16 protein-coding genes are annotated in these 17,943 nt (G+C 64.2%); 15 read left to right on the top strand and 1 reads right to left on the bottom strand.

What is annotated here, in order from left to right; genetic code table 11:
• Position 1 precedes the first annotated feature (1 nt).
• Genes LQE90_RS01535 through LQE90_RS01525 form a run of 3 tightly spaced genes read left to right on the top strand, consistent with a single transcriptional unit; the run spans position 2 to position 2,531 of the window.
• On the top strand, positions 2-811 hold the full coding sequence (locus tag LQE90_RS01535) for a histidinol-phosphatase HisJ family protein (protein ID WP_114565834.1): 810 nt from the start codon (positions 2-4) through the stop codon (positions 809-811).
• Between the two features lie 45 nt (positions 812-856).
• Complete coding sequence (locus LQE90_RS01530; RefSeq protein WP_114565833.1) at positions 857-1,762, top strand: Nif3-like dinuclear metal center hexameric protein; 906 nt, start codon at positions 857-859, stop codon at positions 1,760-1,762.
• A 49-nt stretch (positions 1,763-1,811) separates the two neighbouring features.
• Complete coding sequence (locus LQE90_RS01525) at positions 1,812-2,531, top strand: zinc ribbon domain-containing protein (RefSeq protein WP_216528604.1); 720 nt, start codon at positions 1,812-1,814, stop codon at positions 2,529-2,531.
• A 129-nt stretch (positions 2,532-2,660) separates the two neighbouring features.
• On the opposite strand, the gene rpmB is transcribed toward LQE90_RS01525, so the two are convergent.
• Positions 2,661-2,852 (bottom strand): 50S ribosomal protein L28, encoded by a 192-nt coding sequence (gene rpmB / locus LQE90_RS01520; RefSeq protein WP_114565831.1) that lies wholly within the window; start codon positions 2,850-2,852, stop codon positions 2,661-2,663.
• A 219-nt stretch (positions 2,853-3,071) separates the two neighbouring features.
• Between rpmB and LQE90_RS01515 the strand changes: the two genes are divergently transcribed.
• From LQE90_RS01515 to smc, 12 genes are all read left to right on the top strand, one after another.
• Entirely contained in the window at positions 3,072-3,419 is a 348-nt protein-coding gene (locus LQE90_RS01515; RefSeq protein WP_114565830.1) for an Asp23/Gls24 family envelope stress response protein, read from the top strand.
• An 86-nt stretch (positions 3,420-3,505) separates the two neighbouring features.
• Positions 3,506-5,140: a DAK2 domain-containing protein gene (locus LQE90_RS01510; protein ID WP_114565829.1), complete on the top strand. Its 1,635-nt coding sequence runs from the start codon at positions 3,506-3,508 to the stop codon at positions 5,138-5,140.
• Complete coding sequence (locus LQE90_RS01505; RefSeq protein ID WP_216528603.1) at positions 5,133-7,337, top strand: ATP-dependent DNA helicase RecG; 2,205 nt, start codon at positions 5,133-5,135, stop codon at positions 7,335-7,337. Before LQE90_RS01510 ends, LQE90_RS01505 begins: the two co-directional genes overlap by 8 nt.
• A 1-nt stretch (position 7,338) precedes the next feature.
• A complete protein-coding gene (gene rsmD / locus LQE90_RS01500) occupies positions 7,339-7,932 on the top strand; it encodes a 16S rRNA (guanine(966)-N(2))-methyltransferase RsmD (RefSeq protein ID WP_114565827.1) in 594 nt (197 codons plus the stop codon).
• Between the two features lie 27 nt (positions 7,933-7,959).
• Positions 7,960-8,442 carry a pantetheine-phosphate adenylyltransferase gene (gene coaD, locus LQE90_RS01495; protein WP_114565826.1) on the top strand — a complete coding sequence of 161 codons (483 nt, stop codon included), beginning with the start codon at positions 7,960-7,962 and terminating at the stop codon, positions 8,440-8,442.
• A gap of 163 nt (positions 8,443-8,605) precedes the next feature.
• A complete protein-coding gene (locus LQE90_RS01490) occupies positions 8,606-9,079 on the top strand; it encodes an ATP synthase subunit B family protein (RefSeq protein WP_103265837.1) in 474 nt (157 codons plus the stop codon).
• Positions 9,079-9,627 carry a YceD family protein gene (locus LQE90_RS01485; protein ID WP_114565825.1) on the top strand — a complete coding sequence of 183 codons (549 nt, stop codon included), beginning with the start codon at positions 9,079-9,081 and terminating at the stop codon, positions 9,625-9,627. Before LQE90_RS01490 ends, LQE90_RS01485 begins: the two co-directional genes overlap by 1 nt.
• 119 nt (positions 9,628-9,746) lie before the next feature.
• The gene (locus LQE90_RS01480) at positions 9,747-11,597 is read left to right on the top strand and encodes an ABC transporter ATP-binding protein (RefSeq protein WP_216528602.1); all 1,851 of its coding nucleotides are present in this window, start codon (positions 9,747-9,749) and stop codon (positions 11,595-11,597) included.
• A gap of 255 nt (positions 11,598-11,852) precedes the next feature.
• The gene (rpmF, locus tag LQE90_RS01475) at positions 11,853-12,032 is read left to right on the top strand and encodes a 50S ribosomal protein L32 (protein ID WP_114565823.1); all 180 of its coding nucleotides are present in this window, start codon (positions 11,853-11,855) and stop codon (positions 12,030-12,032) included.
• A 204-nt stretch (positions 12,033-12,236) separates the two neighbouring features.
• The gene (plsX, locus tag LQE90_RS01470; protein ID WP_216528601.1) at positions 12,237-13,262 is read left to right on the top strand and encodes a phosphate acyltransferase PlsX; all 1,026 of its coding nucleotides are present in this window, start codon (positions 12,237-12,239) and stop codon (positions 13,260-13,262) included.
• A gap of 68 nt (positions 13,263-13,330) precedes the next feature.
• A complete protein-coding gene (gene rnc / locus LQE90_RS01465) occupies positions 13,331-14,176 on the top strand; it encodes a ribonuclease III (RefSeq protein ID WP_114565951.1) in 846 nt (281 codons plus the stop codon).
• A 6-nt stretch (positions 14,177-14,182) separates the two neighbouring features.
• Positions 14,183-17,743, top strand: a complete 3,561-nt coding sequence (gene smc / locus LQE90_RS01460; protein ID WP_216528600.1) for a chromosome segregation protein SMC — start codon at positions 14,183-14,185, stop codon at positions 17,741-17,743.
• Positions 17,744-17,943: the final 200 nt, after the last annotated feature.

Here is a 17,943-nt window from a genome sequence, read left to right as displayed (position 1 = left end):
CATGGAACTCGTTACCACGCATACGCATACGTGCTTTACGAACCACGGGGAGGGCACGGTGGAGGAGCTGGTGTCCGCGGCTGCGGCGGCAGGCATTTCCACCATCGCCGTGACGGAGCACTTTCCGCTGACCGATGCGTTCGATCCGCAGAGCTACCTGGCCATGCCCGCTGATCGGGTGGGCGAGTACCTGGCCGCCATCGAGGCCGCCCGCGCAGCCCATCCGGAGATGGAGATCATCGCGGGCTGCGAGCTGGACTGGTTGGGCGACGACGAGGACCGCGTGCTTTCCGAAGACGATTTCGCGCCGTTCGACCTGGTGCTGGGGTCGGTGCACTTCGTGGATCGCTGGCCGTTCGACGACCCCGCCCAGCGCGGTCGCTGGGACGAGGTGGGCGCGGACGCCATTTGGCGGCGCTACTTCGAGGTGTGGTGCGAGGCCGTGTCGTCGACCATGCCGTTCCACGTGATGTCCCATCCCGATCTGGCCAAGAAGTTCGGGTTCTATCCCAGCTTCGACCCGCAGCCGCTTTACGAGCAGGCTGCGCAGGCGTGCGCGGCAGCGGGCCGCATGATCGAGGTGAACACGTCGGGTTCGTACTACGCCTGCAAAGAGATGTTCCCCGCGCCTGCGTTGCTCGAGGCATTCTGCCGCGCGGGCGTTCCGTGCACTGTGGGCACCGACGCGCACAAGCCCCAAAACGTTGCGCGCGATATCGAGCAGGCGTACCGCCTCATGGCCCGAGCCGGTTACAGAACGGTTACGGTGCCGACAGCCGACGGGGACCGTCGCGAAATACCCATCGAGTAATCTGGATGCAGTCGTTTCTTGCAATTCGAGCAAAGGAGCAGCGTCATGGTTGCAGCTAAGAAGAACCAAAAGGACGGTAAGAAGCAGAAGGGCCTTGCCTGCCGTGCGTCCGGCCCGCTTTCGAAGCCGGTGGCAACCCTTACGATCGGCGCGCTCGAGCGCGCCCTTCTTGCCGAGTTCCCGCCCGCGGACGCCGAGTCGTGGGACCGCACCGGCATGACGGTGGGGGATCCCGCGCGCGTGGTGACCGGGGTGGCCGTTGCCCTCGATCCCACGGTGGCGGCCATCGACGCTGCGGCCGACGCCGGAGCGAACGTGCTGGTGACGCACCATCCGGCGTTTCTTGCTCCGCCGGACTCCTTCAAGCCGGCATCGTCGGTGGCGGCGTGCTCGGGCGCGGGCGTGTGGCGCGCGGTGGAGCGCGGCGTGGCGATCATGTCCTACCATACGGCCCTCGACGTGAGCCCGCGTGCCCGCTGCGTGCTTCCGGGCATGTTGAGCCTGGTGTTCCATCGCGTCTTGCTGCCTATCCCCGGAGCTCAGGGCAAGGGATACGGGCAGGTGTGCGGGCTTGGCGAAGGCGATGCGCTCACCCTGGGCCAGCTGGCCGCGCGCTGTACTTCGGTGTTCGCGCGCGCTCCTCGCGTATGGGGCGATTTCTCGCGCGACTTGGATCGCGTGGTCACCTGCACCGGCGCAACCGGCGACGTGGGCCGCGCTGCCTTGCGCGCCCAGGCCGACTGCTTGGTGTGCGGCGAGATAAAGTACCACGAAGCGCTCGATCTTTCCCAGGCGGGCTTGGGCGTGATCGAGCTGGGGCACGACACCAGCGAGCTTCCGCTTGTGCCGGTGCTTGCGGCGGCCGTCAAAAGCGCGGGCATTCCCGATGAGCTTGTGATGATGGTCGATCAACGGGATAACTGGACGTACCCCGAAACGGTACGGGTATAATGGTCGCAACGTCGCGTGCGCGGCGCTGAGACGCAGACAAAGGAAACGCATGCATGTAGATACCGATGATCTTGCAACGCTGCTCCAAATGCAGCATATCGATTTGGAGGCCATGCGCGCGCGAAAGCAGCTTGAAGAGCTTCCCCAGCGTCGCATCATCCTTGACGCGCGAACCAAGCGCAAGGCGGTCGACCAGAAGCGCGCGCAGCTCGATGCGCTCCATGCCGAAGCCGACGCGAAACTCGCGCGCATCACCGACGAGGACGCGTCCTTGGCCGAGAAGCAGCGCAAGGTCCAAGGCGAGATCGACGGTGCGCGCGGAGACTACCGTGCCGTCGAGGCTCGGACGAAGGAGCTCAACGGCTTCGCGAAGCGCCGCAACTTCCTGGAAGGCGAACTGACCTCCGTAGGCGAAGAGCTGGCGAAGATAGAGGCCGTGCAGGCCCAGGTGGAGAAGGCGCTTGCCGACATCGATTCCCAAGAAGCAGCGGCCACCCAGGTGTTCGTGAAGGAAGGCGGCGCGCTCAAGGACGGCCTTGCCCGATTGGAGGCCGAGCGCGCATCGTTGGCGGCGGCGTTGCCGGAGGAGCTGTTCGAGGCGTACGCGAAAACGCTTTCCCGTACGGGTGGCGTTGCGGTCGCGCGCTTGCAGGGGTCCAACTGCGGGGCGTGCCGCATGGGAATCGAGCACGGCCGGCTCATCGACATGCGCGCGCAGGGAAACATGGCCGCATGCCCCCATTGCGGCCGTCTGCTCATCTTAGAGTAGATCGGTTCCGATTCGGATCCGAGCCAGGGCTTTCGCCGTCGAGCGTGCTGCCCAACGAGACAAAGCCCGCAGCGATGCGGGCTTTTTTGCTCGATGCATGCGCGACGAGCGGTCGCGCGAAGCGCGAACTTACGCGCGCTCGACCTTGCCGGCCTTCATGCACTTCGTGCACACGTTGGCCTTGCGGACACGGCCCTTGTTGTCCTTGATCGTGATCTTCTGCACGTTCGGACGGAACCAGCGATTGCTCACGCGGTGCGAGTGGCTAATGCTGCGACCCGCCACGGGAGCCTTACCGCAAACTTCACAAATCTTCGACATCGTTCATCACTCCATGTACGTTGGTTGCTCGTCGGCGCAAGCCGTTGATGACAAAAAAGCCTTCACACTATAGCACATAAACTCAAACGGCCACAAGAATTTTTCGTGTAATATACTTTCAGTTGCAATTGGGCACGTCGCACGGGCGCAAGGCCTTGCGCTATACTGCTGAAGCAGGTTTTGCAGCGCGCGGTCCGTCCGCGCTCGGAAAGGAACGCCATGAACGATACGATACCTGGCAACCTCCATGTTGCCAACGATGTCTTGGCCGATATGGTCGGCAATGCCGCGCTCGAATGCTACGGCGTGGTCGGCATGGCTGCGCCCTCCGCTGCCGACGGCATCGCGAAGATACTCCCGGCCTCCCGGCTTCGTCGCGGCGTGGTGGTGACCGCGACCGACGGCGGCGTGCACGTCGAACTGTACGTGGTCATCGAATACGGCACGAACATCAACACGGTGTCGCAGAACCTCATCGACCAGGTAACGTTCGCCTTGACCGAGTACGCTCGCGTCCCGCTCGACGGGGTAGAGGTGCACGTGCAGGGCGTGAAGGTGCGCAAGTAGCACCGCCGCCTGTCTTTGACGAACCGCTGCGCACCGCGCGAGGACGACGCGCGCGGCGGGCTAATTTGAAGGAGAATAGAACCACCATGTCAGAATCCTATACCGCGAACGACCTGCTCAACGCCATTGCGGCGGCGAGCAAGACCTTGAGCGAGCGCAAAGACGAGATCAACCGTCTCAACGTCTTTCCCGTGCCCGACGGAGACACCGGCACGAACATGTCGCTGACGCTCGAGACGGTTGTCGAGAACCTTGCCGCGCTTCCCATCGGGGCCAGCGGCGCGGAAATTCGCAAGGCGATCACGACCGGCGCGCTCATGGGCGCTCGCGGTAACTCCGGTGTCATCACCTCGCAAATTTTGCGCGGTCTGTGCGAGGGCAGCGTTGGGCACGACGAGCTGAACGCCGACAGCATCGAAGCGGCGTTCTCCAAGTCCCAGGAAGTGGCCTTCCAGGCTGTGCGCAAGCCGGTCGAGGGAACCATCCTCACGGTGCTGAAGGACTCGGCCTCCGCCGCCAAGCGCGCGCGCAAGAAGAAGCTCTCGTGCGACGAAGCGCTGGCCGCCGTGGTGGAGGAAGCCTACGCTTCCGTGCAGCGCACGCCCGACCTGCTTCCCGTTCTCAAGGAGAACGGCGTGGTGGACGCCGGCGGCTTCGGCCTGGCCATCTTCTTCGACGCGTTCGTGGCCGCGCTGACCGGCAAGGAGGGTCCGCTGCGCGACGAGCTGGCCTTCGCCCGCAACGCCGCGCCGAAGGTCGAGATCGAGCAGGTCAACGACTGGGAGGGCTCGGCGTTTCGCTACTGCACCGAGTTCTTGGTGCATTCGGATACGGTCGACGTGGACGCCGCGCGCGAGTTTCTGCCCACGATGGGCGACTGCGACCTGATGGTGGGCATGCACCCCAACTTCAAGGTGCACGTGCACTCCAACCGTCCCGACGAGGTGCTCGGCTGGTTCTTGACGCACGATTCCCAGATCTCCGAGGTGCATATCCACAACATGCAGCTTCAGAGCGCGGCGCGCACCGACGCGCTGGCTGCCGAGGAAGCCGCCGTTTCCAAGCCGCTCGGCTTCGTGGCGGTTGCCGCGGGCGAGGGCAACGCGAAGATACTCAAGAGCTTGGGCGTCGACGTGGTTGTTTCCGGCGGGCAGACCATGAACCCGTCCACGAAGGACCTTTTGGACGCTGCGGGCGAGGTCAACGCCGACGCCGTGATCTTCTTGCCGAACAACAAGAACATCATCATGGCGGCCCAGAGCGCCTGCGAGCTGGCTGACAAGCCGTGCGCCGTGGTTCCGACGCGCAGCGTGCCCGAGGCGTTTGCAGCTCTGTTCGGCTTCGACGAGGACGCCAGCTTGGACGACAACGTCGAGTCCATGACCGAGGCGTACGCCGACGTGAAGACCGGCGAGGTCACTACCGCCATCAAGGATTCCAAGGATGCGCACGACAATCCCATCAAGGAAGGCGACGTCATCGGCATCGCCGACGGCTCCATCGAGTCCGTCGGTTCTTCGACCGAGGAGGTTGTCATGGCGCTTTTGTCCGTCATGGACGCCGACGACGCGGACACGCTGACCATCCTGGCGGGCGAGGACATCGACGACGATGCGTTCGACGCTTTGGTGGCGCGCATCGAAGAGGCCCACGAGGATCTTGAGATCGACGCCCATCGCGGCGACCAGCCCCTGTATCCCATCGTGATGTCCGTTGAGTAACGGCCAGCCCGACAGACTTGCAGCCACTCTCGCGCTCGACGAATCCGTCGAGCGCGTCCGTTTGGTGAGCCCCGGTCGCGCCAAGGCGCTGGCGGGGCTCGGCATTCGCACGGTGCGGGACCTGGTGACCCATTTCCCGCGCAGGTACGTCGACCTGTCCGCCAAAGAGACGGTGGCCTCGGCGGTCATCGGCAGCTCCTGCACCATCGAGGGATCGGTCCACGAGATCAAGCTCAAGCGTCCCAAGCCCCGGCTTTCCTTGGTGGAGATCTCGCTCGTGGATTCCACGGGGCTGCTCATGGTGACGTGCTTTCGGCAACCGTGGCTCATGGACCAGGTCAAGCCCGGCATGAGGATTGCGGTGGCGGGGAAGCTGGAGTTCAACTACGGCTTCAAGCGCATGACCAACCCGTACCTTGAAGTCCTTGAAGGCCCCAATGCGGCGGAGGGCATGATCATTCCCGTGCATCCGGCGTGCGAGAAGGTGTCGGCTGCATGGATGCGTCGGCTCGTCGGCAACGCGCTTGACGCGTGCGCGGGCCTGTACGATCCGCTTCCTCTTGAGATTCGAGCGAAATACCGCTTGATGAGCAGGGGCGTTGCATTATCGAGCATCCATGCCCCCCATTCGATGGAGGAGGTTGCCGAGGCGCGGCGCCGCTTGGTCTACGAGGAGCTGCTGTTCCTGGAGCTCATGCTCATGAGCCAGGGCCGTGAGCGCAGCGCCGGTCGCCAGGCCGTGTGCCATCGGACGGACGGTCCTCGGATGGGCGCGCTTGCCGCCGCGCTGCCCTTCGAGCTGACGGCGGAGCAGAAGCGGGCGAAGGCGGACATCTTGGGGCGGCTGGCCGCGCCGACGGTCGCCAACCACATGCTGTTGGGCGACGTGGGCACCGGCAAGACCGTCGTGGCCGCGTTCGCGCTGGCGGCGGCGGCCGACACCCAAGCGCAAGCGCTGCTCATGGCGCCTACCGAGGTGCTTGCCCGCCAGCATGGGAAAAGCCTTGGCCCTTTGCTTGACGCCGCGGGCGTGTCGTGGGACGTCTTGACCGGATCGACGTCCGCTGCGGAGCGCGAGGCGATCCTGCATCGGCTCGCGGAGGGCTCGTTGGACGTGCTCATCGGAACGCATGCCCTTTTGGAGGACGACGTGGCTCCGAAGCGCCTGAGCCTTGTGGTGATCGACGAGCAGCAGCGCTTCGGCGTGGAGCAGCGCGCGAAGCTGCTGTCGAAAGGCGATGCGCCCGACGCCTTGTTCCTTACGGCCACGCCCATCCCGCGCACCCTTGCGCTGGCGCTGTTCGGCGGCTTGACGCTGTCCTATATCAAGCAGCGGCCGAACGACACGGCGCAGCGGACCACGTTCGTGCATCAAAAGGCCGATCGCGGCCACGCTTACGACGCCGCGCGAGAAGCGCTTTCGCGCGGCGAGCAGGTGTACGTGGTGTGCCCGCTTATCGGGCAGAGCGGCAAGGAACGGGACGCGAAAGCATCCGACGGGGGATCGGGCGGGCGTCGCCGCGAGGCCGACGAAGAGGCGTACGAGTACGCCGCCATCAGCATCGAAAGCGACGACGACCTGGCCGGAGACGACGTGGCCGCCGCTGCGAAGGAGGCAACCTACTTGCAAGCGACCGTGTTCGCCGACTGGAACGTGGAGCTTCTGCATGGGCGCATGCGCTCTGCGGAGAAGCAGGCCGTCATGGACCGCTTCCGGTCAGGGGAGACGCAGGTTCTCGTGGCTACTACGGTCATAGAGGTGGGCGTGGACGTTCCCAACGCCACGATCATGATCGTGGAGGACGCCGATCGCTTCGGCCTTTCGCAGCTGCACCAGCTGCGCGGACGCGTGGGGCGCGGCCGCCTTGCGGCGCAGGTTCACTTGATCTCGGCCTCCAAATCGGACGCAGCGCTCACGCGCCTGGCGGCCATGGAGCGCACCGACGACGGCTTCGAGCTTGCCAGCTACGACTTGTCGCTTCGTCGCGAAGGCGATATCCTGGGCAACCGTCAGCACGGCGCGAGCGGCCTCAAGCTGGTGAACGTGGTGCGGGACGGCAAGATCATCGAGGCGGCGCATGCCGATGCGGCCGCGATCATAGACGAGGACCCGGCGCTCGAGGATGCGGCGCATCGCCCGCTCGCGCGCGAGATGAGGCGCATGTTCGCGGGCGAGCATGCCGTGCAGGGAGGATAGCATGAGAATCATTGCAGGCGAGTACCGCGGGCGCACGCTCAAGGCGCCGAAAGGGGAGGGCACCCGCCCCACCACCGACCGGGTTCGGGAATCCATGATGAGCGTGGTGAACAGCGCACGCGGAGGTTTCGAGGGAGCGGTCGTGCTCGACGCGTTCGCGGGGTCGGGTGCGCTGGGGTTCGAGGCGCTGTCGCGCGGTGCGCGATGCGCCCATTTCTACGAGTGCGGCGGCGAGGCCATGCGCGCGCTGTGCGCGAACGCCAAAACGCTGGGGCTTGAGCCGCGCGACGCGCGCATTCATCGTGCGGACGTGCTCAAGGAGCCCCCGACGTATGCGCGCCCCCCGTTCGATCTCGTGTTCCTGGATCCTCCGTACGCCTACCAGGCGGAGGCTGTCCTGGATTTGGTGGCGGCGCTCAGGCTGCGCGGGGCGCTTGCGCAGGACGCCCTGGTGGTGTACGAGCACGACGCCGCTTCGGTTTCGTCGGTGGACGAAGCGGCAAAAGCGCGCGATTTGTCCCTTGCGCAGCGAAAGAAGTACGGCGATACTGTCGTGGACGTGCTGCTGCTTGACGAGTCCAGCCGCACTGTGTGACCAAACGAGAGGAAACGTGACCCATTCATGAAACGTGCATTGACGCCCGGAACCTTCGACCCTATCACGAGCGGGCATCTTGACGTCATAACCCGCGCAGCCCAGCTGGTGGACGAGATCATCGTGGCCGTGGCGGCGTCGCCGAAAAAGCAGCCCCTGTTCACGCTGGAGGAACGCGTCGAGCTGGTGCGCAAGGCCACCAGCCATCTGCCCAACGTGCGCGTAGAGCCCTTCGACGATCTGCTGGTCGAGTTCGCTGCCAAGATGGATGCGACCGTGGTCGTGAAAGGCTTGCGCGCTATTACCGACTTCGAGTACGAGTTCCAGATGACGGCCCTCAACTACCAGTTGAACCAAGAGCTTGAAACGCTGTTCATCATGTCGCCTCCGCAGTACATGTATCTCTCGTCGTCCATCGTTCGCGAGATAGCCAGCCTGCACGGCAAGGTGGAGCAGTTCGTTCCCCCCTGCGTGCACGAGGCGTTGCTGAAGAAGTTCGGCGACGCGTAAGGGAACTGTAACGTACGTTCCGACCGGGTGAAATGTGCTTGCTTTGTGCATTGGAAGTCGGTTTCCCGACCATACGTGCTAGAATATTGCGACGCATGCGCGCGATGGTGCCCGTGCGCGCCAACGCAGATGAAACGCAGCACGCCAGGGTGGAAGGACAATCATGGACGAAACAGGAGTCTTGGGGCTGTTAGAAGAGCTCTCGATTCTGCTTGAGGACTCTAAGCCGGTTTTCGGCAAAGGCAACATGCGCCAGGTTGACATCGCCGCGGCGTTCGAGATCATGGATGAAATTCGCGACACGTTCCCGAGTGAGTTCGCTCAGGCTCGTCAGATCGTACGCGAGCGGCAAAGCCTGCTCGATGACGCAGAGGCCGAGGCCAACCGCATGATCGAGGATGCACGTAGCCAGGCTATGACCATCGCCAGCGAGCAGGAGATCGTTCGCATCTCCCAGCAGCAGGCCGATCAGGTGCTCGCCGATGCGCGCGAGCTGGAGCGTCAGACCCGCGCCGGTGCCGAAGATTACGCCGACGAGGTGTTCGGCCACGTCGAGCAGAGCCTCGATACGCTGTTGGGCAACGTGCGCCGTTGCCGCGATCGCTTGAACGCCAACTCTCTTGCTTCGGGGCGCTAATGGACGCGACGCGCATCCACGTACCCCTTGAGCTTTTCACGCCTGCCGAAAGCGCTCATTTCGAAGGCGAACTTACGGTGCCCGTCGTCAAGTCGGGCCCTGATCTGTACGACTTCTCGGCTCCTTTGAGCTGGCAGATCGATATATCCAACACAGGTGACGCCCTGCTGGTGACCGGCACGGTGGAGGGCGAGGCCAAAACGGCGTGCGCCCGCTGCCTCGAGACCATCGCGTTTCCCGTTACGGGCGAGATAGAGGGCTATTTCCTGCTGAATTCCGAGGAAGCCGCGCCCGAGGATATGGACGAGGACGAATTCGACCTGCTGTCCGAAGACAAGGTCATCGACGTCGAACCGCTTGCCACGGCTGCGCTGTTGCTGGAGTTTCCGCTGGTGCCGTTGTGCGACGACGAGTGCAAGGGCCTGTGCTCAACCTGCGGAGCGAACCTCAACGAAGGTCCCTGCGGTTGCGAGCCGGCATCCGACGAAGACGACGTGCCGCCGAACCCCTTCGCAGTTCTGAAAGATTTCCCCTTCGAGGAGAAGTAAATTCCCCCTTTGGTTTCGATGGGACGATGCAACGGGGTCAGTGATCCGTTTTCCGGCTTGTTGCCGAACACGAGACATTGACCCCGTTGTCTTATGCTGCGCGCGTCAGGAGCGCTACAATGGGCGGTATGGATACTACGACCAAACCTCAAAGCGACCCGAAGGTCTCTGCGCGCACGGTGTTCGCCCGATTCGCAAGCTACTACAAGCCGTATAAGTTCCTGTTCTTCTTCGACTTGGCGTGCGCCACCGTGCTCGCAGCGGTCGATCTGGCGTTTCCTCAGCTTTTGAACTTCTTTACCAGGGACTTTTTCACCAGATCGGCCGACGTCGTTTTAGCATCGCTCGGGTGGATCGCCCTTCTGTTCGCCGCATTGTACTCGGTGCGCACGGCGTGCCAGTACTTCATCACCAGCTGGGGCCACATCATGGGCGTGCGCATGGAGGCGGACATGCGCATGGACCTGTTCAAGCAGTACCAACGCTTGAGCTTCGGCTATTACGACCGTAACAATACCGGCGAGATGATGAGCAAGCTGGTAACCGACCTGTTCGACGTGTCGGAGCTGGCTCATCACGGGCCGGAGAACCTGTTCATCTGCATCTTGAAGATCGTGGGATCGTTCGCGCTGTTGTTCTTCATCAACGTGCCGCTGACCGCCATCATGCTGGGAGCGACCGTCTTGCTGGCCGCCTACGCCGCATGGCGCAACTACCGCAAACGCCTCATCTTCACCGAGAACCGCAAGAAAATGGCCGACATCAATGCTCGATTGCAGGATTCCCTCGGCGGCATTCGCGTGGTGAAGTCGTTTGGAAACGAGTCCGTGGAGATCGGCAAGTTCAGCCGCGTGAACGATCGGTTCGTGGGGACCAAGGAAAGCTCGTACCGGTTCATGGGATCGTTCCATGCCGTGAACTCGCTGTTCATCGGCGTGTTGTACGCGGTTACCGTAGTGGGCGGCGGCTACTTCGTGGCTCAGGGCGAACTGGCGGTGACGGATCTGGCCATCTACGCTTTGTACATCGGCATCTTCATTTCCCCTATCGAGCAGCTGATCAACTTCGTGGAGACGTTCCAGAAGGGCTACGCCGGTTTTCGCCGGTTCATGGAGGTTCTGGCCGTGCGGCCCGACATCCAGGATGCGCCGGGAGCCTTGGACCTGCGCGTTGCCCGGACGGCGCACAGCTTCGATACGGCCGTTTGCGGCGAAGCGGGAACGTGCGGCGCGCGTGCGCGGGGAGCGGTTCGCTATCGCGACGTGCGGTTCAGCTACGATGGTCGGCGCGACGTTCTGCGGGGGTTCGACCTGGCCGTGCCTGCAGGCGCCACCGTGGCGTTGGTAGGGCCTTCGGGCGGCGGGAAGACCACCGCATGCTCGCTGCTCCCTCGGTTTTACGATCCCCAGTCGGGTTCGGTCGAAGTCGACGGCATCGACATCCGTACGATTACGGCATCGTCGCTTCGCGAGGCAATCGGCATCGTGCAGCAGGACGTGTACCTGTTCGGCGGCAGCATTTCCGAGAACATTGCGTACGGACGGCCCGATGCGACGGCGTCGGAGATAGAGGAGGCCGCACGGCGCGCGAACATCCACGAGTTCGTTGAGAGCCTGCCCGACGGCTACGATACGTTCGTGGGCGAGCGCGGAGCTCGCTTGTCCGGCGGCCAAAAGCAGCGCATCGCCATCGCGCGGGTGTTTCTGCGCAACCCGAGCATTCTCATCTTGGACGAAGCCACGAGCGCCCTTGACAACGAGAGCGAGCGTGCCGTGCAACGCTCGCTCGACGAGCTGTCGGCCGGACGCACCACGCTCATCATCGCGCATCGCCTGTCCACCATTCGCGGGGCGGACTTCATCGCCGTGGTGGACGACGGCCGCGTGGCGGAGCTGGGCACCCATGAGGACTTGCTGGCTTTGGGCGGCACGTACGCCGCTTACTACCGCATGCAGTTCGGAGCCTCCTAGGTTCACTTCCTGCACGCGTGCTCTTCTCTCGCATCTTGGCGCTTTTCGAGCACGTAGGGCTGGTTTTGCGCTATGATCAACGATGCGTTTGTCGTGAAAGTGCCAGTGGTTTATGAATCCTGCATGCCGTTTGCAAAAATGACCTCGCAGGACCCTTGCGGGACCCACAAACCTTTGGTACCATACCACTTCGCGTGTTTACTAAGCGAAAGCGAGCGAGCGTACCGCTCGGCAAAAAGCAAGGAGATAGAGATCATGGCAGTACCTAAGCGCAAAATGGGCCGTGCCCGCACTCATGCCCGTCGCAGCACCAACGACAAGATCGCGGCGCCTTCCCGCTCCGTGTGCCCCCAGTGCGGCGAAGCCAAGCTTCCGCACCGCGTGTGCCCGAACTGCGGCTTCTACAAGAACCGCGAGGTCATCGAGACGGACTAACCGTCTCCTGCGCGCGAGCGCTTACGTCCGCGCCTTGACAAGCCTCCCCGCACATCACGCTTTTTGCGTGACGAGCCGGGAGGCTTTTTTGCATGTTCGTCTATACTGTTGAAGGAAGCTATGCGCTGCGCGCATGCGCCCGCTCGCGCGATTGCGGTCGGACGCATGCGTCCACGCGACTCCACCGAGGAATGCGAGGACACCATGCCCGATAAAGTTACCATCACCGTCGACGCCATGGGGGGCGACAACGCTCCGGCCGTCGTGCTCGAAGGCGTTGCCGATGCGCTATCGACCGATTCCGACCTGACCGTTATCCTGTGCGGTCCGGCCGAGGTGGTCGAGCCCTTCGCCTCTCAGCACGAGCGTTGCGTAGCTCAGCCTACCACCGAGGTTATCGGCATGGCCGAGCATCCGGCAAACGCCGTGCGCAAGAAGAAGGGCTCGTCTATCGTGGTGGGTTGCCGCCTGGTGAAAGAGGGCGCGGCGCAAGGGTTTTTCTCTGCGGGCTCTACGGGGGCCTGCCTGGCGGCCGGGACGTTGGTCATGGGCCGCATCAAAGGCATAGCGCGCCCCGCGCTTGCGACGGTCATCCCGTCGCCGGTTCGTCCCGTGGTCATGTGCGACGTGGGGGCGAATGCGGACTGCAAGCCGGAATACCTGGTGCAGTTCGGCCGCATGGCGTCGGTGTATGCCGAGAAGATCCTCGGGATCGAGAACCCTCGCGCCGCCCTGCTGAACATCGGCGAGGAGGACACGAAGGGATCCCAGTTCGCCCAGGAGGCTCACGAGCTGCTGAAAGAGCAGCTTTCCAACTTCGCGGGCAACGCTGAAGGCGGCGACATCCTGGCCGCCACCTACGACGTGATCGTCACCGACGGCTTCACGGGCAACGTGTGCTTGAAGACCATCGAGGGCACGTCCAAGGTGCTGTTCAAAACGCTCAAGGACGTCATGATGGCGACGCCGGTTACCAAGCTGGGCGCCTTGACCATCAAGGGCGGCTTGAAGCAGCTTATGGCGCAGGTCAGTCCCGATACGTACGGCGGCGCGCCGCTTCTTGGCGTGAAGGGCGCATGCATCGTGGGGCATGGCTCGTCGAACGCCTATGCGGTAAAGAGCGGCGTTCTGACCACGGCGAACTTCGTACGTGCGGGCATTACGGATATAATCGCGCAGACGGCTACGGGCGTCCAGGCGGGCGCTCCGGGAAACGGCGGTCAAGAATGACGCTTGAGAACCTGTTCGATTCCAATGAGCCTTCGGTTTCGAATCTTGACAAGAGGTTCGAAACTCCCATGATGCTGACCGACGAGCAGCGCGGCAAGCTCGATCGGGCTCAGAGCATCCTGGGATACCGGTTCAATCAAGAGCAACTGCTCCTTTCGGCTATAACCCACCCTTCGGCTACCGAAGGCAAGGCCGTCAAGTACTCCTACGAGCGGCTCGAGTTTTTGGGCGACAGCATTTTGGGCGCCATCGTGGCCACTATCGCGTTCGATCGCTTTCACGACCTGGACGAAGGCGGCTTGACGCGCATCAAGGTGGCTCTCGTCTCGGGCGCGAGCTTGTCGGAGGTAGCCGAGCGCCTGGGGTTCACGGACGTGATCGTGTTCGGGTCTTCCGAGACGGGAACGGGTCGGCGCGGACTGCATTCTGCGCTCGAGAACGTGTACGAGGCCGTGGTGGCTGCGCTGTTTCTGGACGGCGGCATGGGCGCTGCCGTGAGCTTCGTGCGCGAAACGCTTATTCCGCGCATGTCGGTTGACATGGCGAAGGAGCCGGAGAACCCGAAGAGCGCGCTGCAGGAAAAGCTGCAAGAAGACGGCATCACGCCTACGTACAAGCTGGTGGAAACGCAGGGGCCGCCGCATGACCGCACGTTCGTGGCGCAGGTGTTCGCCGGGTCGCAGGGGCTTGCCCGCGGCACCGGGCGCACGAAAAAGGAGGCCGAGAGCCAGGCCGCCAAAAGCACGCTCGCTCGTTTGGGCGAGTTCTTCGGCCTGGGCGTCGACGAGGGCGTGCGCGCGGAGAAAGCCGCCGCAGCTAAGCAGGCCAAGGAAGAGAAGGCTGCTGCACGCGCCGAGCAGAAGGCCCGCAAGAAGTCCGAACGAGAGCGCGCGAAGCAGCGCAAGCAAGGGTAGCCTCACATGCACTTGAAGTCACTGGTCCTCAAAGGGTTCAAGTCGTTCGCCGACCGCAGCGTCCTGGCCATGGAGCCGGGCATCACTGCCGTGGTCGGCCCGAACGGATCGGGAAAGTCCAACATTTCCGATGCCGTGCTGTGGGTGCTGGGCGAGCGCAATGCCAAGCACCTGCGCGGACAGGCCATGGAGGACGTGATCTTCGCGGGGTCCTCGGCGCGCAAGAGCGTGGGCGTTGCGGAAGTGGACCTGGTGCTGGACAATTCGGACGGCACGCTTCCGGTCGATTACAGCGAGGTGGCCATCACGCGGCGCATGTACCGCTCCGGCGAGAGCGAGTACCTGATCAACGGCACGGTCGCGCGGCGCATGGACGTGCTCGACATCCTGCACGATTCGGGGTTGGGCACGGGCACGCATTCCATCATCTCCCAGGGAAGCCTGGATTCCATTCTGCAATCGAAGCCGGAGGACCGTCGCGCGCTCATCGAAGAGGCGGCTGGCGTTCTCAAGCACAAGCAGCGCAAGGCGAAAAGCGAGCGCAAGCTGGCGGCCATGGACGCCCACCTGGCGCGCGTAAAGGACGTTGCAGCCGAGGTGGAGCGTCAGCTGGGTCCGCTCGAGCGCAAGGCGAAACGCGCCCGCACCTATCAGGGGCTGGCGGCCGAGCTGTCCGATTTGAGCTTGTCGCTGGCCGTTGACGACCTGCGCACGCTGCGCCGAGCATGGGACGGCGCGCAAACCCGCGAGCAGGCTCTTCAGGCCGAGCTTGAAGAGAAGCGGGCTGCCATCGGCAACGCCGAGGCACATGCGGAAGAGCTGCAGGAGAAGATTCGGCGCGAAAGCGTGGACGCGGGAGACCTGGCCCGTCGGCATCGGCGCGCGTCTTCGGCTGTCGAGCGGTTCGACGGCGCGGTGCTTTTGCTGCACGAGAAGCGCCGCGCTGCGCAAAGCTACGAAGCCGACCTGCGCGTTACGCTGGAATCGAACAAGGTCAAGCGCGCTCAGGCGGAAGCGGACCGTGCGCAGGCGGCGGCGCAGTTGGCCGAGGTTCGCGCAAGTCGCGAGGCTGCCGATGCGGCCGTTGCCCGGTTGACCGAGGAGCAGGCTCAAAACGCCAAACGCAGGCGAGACCTCGAGCGCGAGCTCGAGGATATCGAGAAGGCCAAGCGCTCTGACGAGCGCGCGCAGGAGCAGGCGCGCCGTGAGCTTTCCGAGACGCAGGAGGCTTTGGCAAGCGGGCTTGCCCATGTGAAGTTGATTGAAGGCCACGGCAAGGAGCTGGAGCTTCAGTTGGGCCGTGCGAAGGCCGAAGCCGCAGCGCAGGCCGAAGCCGCAGCGCAGGCCGAAGCCGAACTGGCTGCGTTGACCGAGCGGGAAGCTGCTGCGCGCGCGAAGGTTGGCGAGGCTTTGGTTGCACGCGAATCGGCGCGCGCGGAGCTTGATCAGGCGCGAGAGGCCGCAACCCTGCTGTCTTCGGAGATCAAGGGTCTTGAGGAACTTGAGCGCGCCGCAGCGGCCTCGGGGCCGGCGCTCGCATGGCTGCTGGACCATGCCGACGAACTGGAGGCGGGGATCGAGCCGATCGCCCGCGCGGTGCGCGCGCCCGCCGGTGCCGAGGCGCTGGTGGAGCGCTTGCTGGGCGCGGACGTGTCGGCGCTGTTGGTGGACGACGAGGTTCGCGCGAGCGCGGTTGCGGCTGCTCTTCTGTCTTGCGACGAGCAGGGCGAGGTCGTGCTCGTTTCCCGCGCGGGGAAGCAGACGACGTCGGCGCCTGCGCGCGCTGCTGCGCAAGCGGGGCTCGGCCGTGCCTTGGTGGACGATCTCTCGTATCCCGAGGAGGCGTCTCGCGCGGTCGAGGCGCTTCTGGGCGATGTGGTGGTGTGCGATAGCCGGGAAGATGCGTTCGCGGCTCATGCGCGCGACCTCTCTGGTGCTCGTTTCGTCACGACGGACGGGTGCGTCGTATGGCCGAACGGGAAGGTGACGGTTGGTTCGGCGACGGTCGAGGATGCCGAGGGCGTTCTCGCGCGCGCTCGACGCGCCGATGAGCTGCGCGCTCGGTTGTCGGCTGCCGAGGAGACGCGCGCCGCTTCGGAAAAGCGCACTCAGGCTGCCGAGGAAACGCTGCGCAGCGCGCAGGCCGACAGCTTGAAGCTGTCGCAGCAGTTGGCCGAGCTGCGAGGCAAGACCGACGCGGCGCGCGCAGACGCCCGACGAGCCGAGGAGAAGCTGGCTTCGGTGCGCCGTGAGTTCTCCGATATCGAGGGCCAGCGAGCGCAGGCCGAGCGCACCGTTGCCGAGGCTCGCCCTTCGGTGGAGGCGCTCGAGCAGCGTCTGGCTCAGTTGAAGAAAAGCCTGGACGAGGGCGCGGCGAAGCTCCAGGAGGCGCAGGATACGGTGGTTCCCCTGCGCAAGCTTGCGGCGCAGCTGCGCGATTCGCTTTCGGAAGCGAAGCTCAAGGCGGCAACACTGTCCGAACGCGAAACGTACACGTCGCGCATGGTGGACGCGAGAACGCGCGATCTGGAAGCCGTCGATGCAAGCGATGCGGAAGCGCGCGATTCCCTTGTGCGCAAAACGGTGGCTCAAAAGCGCATCGAGCCTTTGCTTGCGCTGTTCGAGGAGCTTACCGCGAGCGCTCGCCGCTGGACGCGCGATCTGGAGGAAGCGGCGACGGCTGCACAGGATTCGTCGGCTGGCCTGCACGCTGCGGTCAACGAGGCTCGCGCAGCGGCGCGAGCTGCGCATGATGCCTTCGATGCCGCGAACGCCCGCCTGTCCGAGGCTCGCGTGGAGAAGGGCCGCCTGGAGGTTCAGGTGGAAGGCGCGGTCAACGCCATCGTCCACGATTGCGGCGTGCCGCTCGATCGCGCGCTCGAGACCCCCGAGCTCGAGGACCGGGGGGCAACCGAGGATGCCGCTTTCAAGCTGCGTCGTCGCATCGCCAACATGGGTACCATCAACCCGGATGCCGCCGAAGAGTACGAGCAGCTCAAGAGCCGCTACGACTACCTGGCTGCGCAGTTGGCCGACCTGGACGGCGCCCGCCGGTCGCTTTCCAAGATCGTCCGCGTTATCGATGCACGCATGAAAGAGGACTTCATTCGCACCTACGAAGCAGTCGACAAGAACTTCCAGGAGATATTCGCCGTGCTCTTCCCGGGCGGTTCGGCTCATTTGACCTTGGTTGATCCGGATGATCTGGAGGCCACGGGCGTGGAGGTGACCGCGCAGCCGCGCGGAAAGCGCATTACGAAGATGATGCTCATGAGCGGCGGGGAGAAATCGCTCACGGCGCTTGCGCTCCTGTTCGCGGTGTACCGCATCCGCACGACGCCGTTCTACATCCTGGACGAGGTGGAGGCCGCGCTGGACGATTCGAACCTGCGTCGCTTGACGGCGTACCTGGAATCGCTGCGCGACTCCACGCAGCTCATCATGATCACGCACCAGCGTCGCACTATGGAGATGGCCGACGTGCTGTTCGGCGTGTCCATGCAGGCCGACGGCGTGACGAAGGTGGTCAGCCAGAAGCTCGAGAACGCTCTGCGCCATGCCGAATAGCCTTCGGGCGCCGGGCGGCGGTGCCCAGCCGCTCGAACAATCCTGAGCTCGCGCGAACAGCCCGCTGGGCGGTTCGACTCGTGCGGAACTCGCTTGGTGGGCACCGCCGCCCGGCTCCTTTGCAGGCGTTGTGCGTGGTGCAGGGCGGTTCGCTTCTGTCTGCGAGGGAGCCAGGGGATGGGACGGGCGCGATGTTTGCG

Origin of the sequence: Paraeggerthella hominis (assembly GCF_021044775.1) — a bacterium.
GTDB classification, from domain to species: domain Bacteria; phylum Actinomycetota; class Coriobacteriia; order Coriobacteriales; family Eggerthellaceae; genus Paraeggerthella; species Paraeggerthella hominis.
This window is presented reverse-complemented; position numbering and strand designations above follow the sequence as displayed.

Excerpts from the sequence above, each read along its gene's own strand:
- LQE90_RS01535 (WP_114565834.1), top strand. The coding sequence starts at position 2 with ATGGAACTCGTTACCACGCATACGCATACGTGCTTTACGAACCACGGG.
- LQE90_RS01530 (WP_114565833.1), top strand. The coding sequence starts at position 857 with ATGGTTGCAGCTAAGAAGAACCAAAAGGACGGTAAGAAGCAGAAGGGC.
- LQE90_RS01525 (WP_216528604.1), top strand. The coding sequence starts at position 1,812 with ATGCATGTAGATACCGATGATCTTGCAACGCTGCTCCAAATGCAGCAT.
- rpmB (WP_114565831.1), bottom strand. The coding sequence starts at position 2,852 with ATGTCGAAGATTTGTGAAGTTTGCGGTAAGGCTCCCGTGGCGGGTCGC.
- LQE90_RS01515 (WP_114565830.1), top strand. The coding sequence starts at position 3,072 with ATGAACGATACGATACCTGGCAACCTCCATGTTGCCAACGATGTCTTG.
- LQE90_RS01510 (WP_114565829.1), top strand. The coding sequence starts at position 3,506 with ATGTCAGAATCCTATACCGCGAACGACCTGCTCAACGCCATTGCGGCG.
- rsmD (WP_114565827.1), top strand. The coding sequence starts at position 7,339 with ATGAGAATCATTGCAGGCGAGTACCGCGGGCGCACGCTCAAGGCGCCG.
- coaD (WP_114565826.1), top strand. The coding sequence starts at position 7,960 with ATGAAACGTGCATTGACGCCCGGAACCTTCGACCCTATCACGAGCGGG.
- LQE90_RS01490 (WP_103265837.1), top strand. The coding sequence starts at position 8,606 with ATGGACGAAACAGGAGTCTTGGGGCTGTTAGAAGAGCTCTCGATTCTG.
- LQE90_RS01485 (WP_114565825.1), top strand. The coding sequence starts at position 9,079 with ATGGACGCGACGCGCATCCACGTACCCCTTGAGCTTTTCACGCCTGCC.
- LQE90_RS01480 (WP_216528602.1), top strand. The coding sequence starts at position 9,747 with ATGGGCGGTATGGATACTACGACCAAACCTCAAAGCGACCCGAAGGTC.
- rpmF (WP_114565823.1), top strand. The coding sequence starts at position 11,853 with ATGGCAGTACCTAAGCGCAAAATGGGCCGTGCCCGCACTCATGCCCGT.
- plsX (WP_216528601.1), top strand. The coding sequence starts at position 12,237 with ATGCCCGATAAAGTTACCATCACCGTCGACGCCATGGGGGGCGACAAC.
- rnc (WP_114565951.1), top strand. The coding sequence starts at position 13,331 with ATGATGCTGACCGACGAGCAGCGCGGCAAGCTCGATCGGGCTCAGAGC.
- smc (WP_216528600.1), top strand. The coding sequence starts at position 14,183 with ATGCACTTGAAGTCACTGGTCCTCAAAGGGTTCAAGTCGTTCGCCGAC.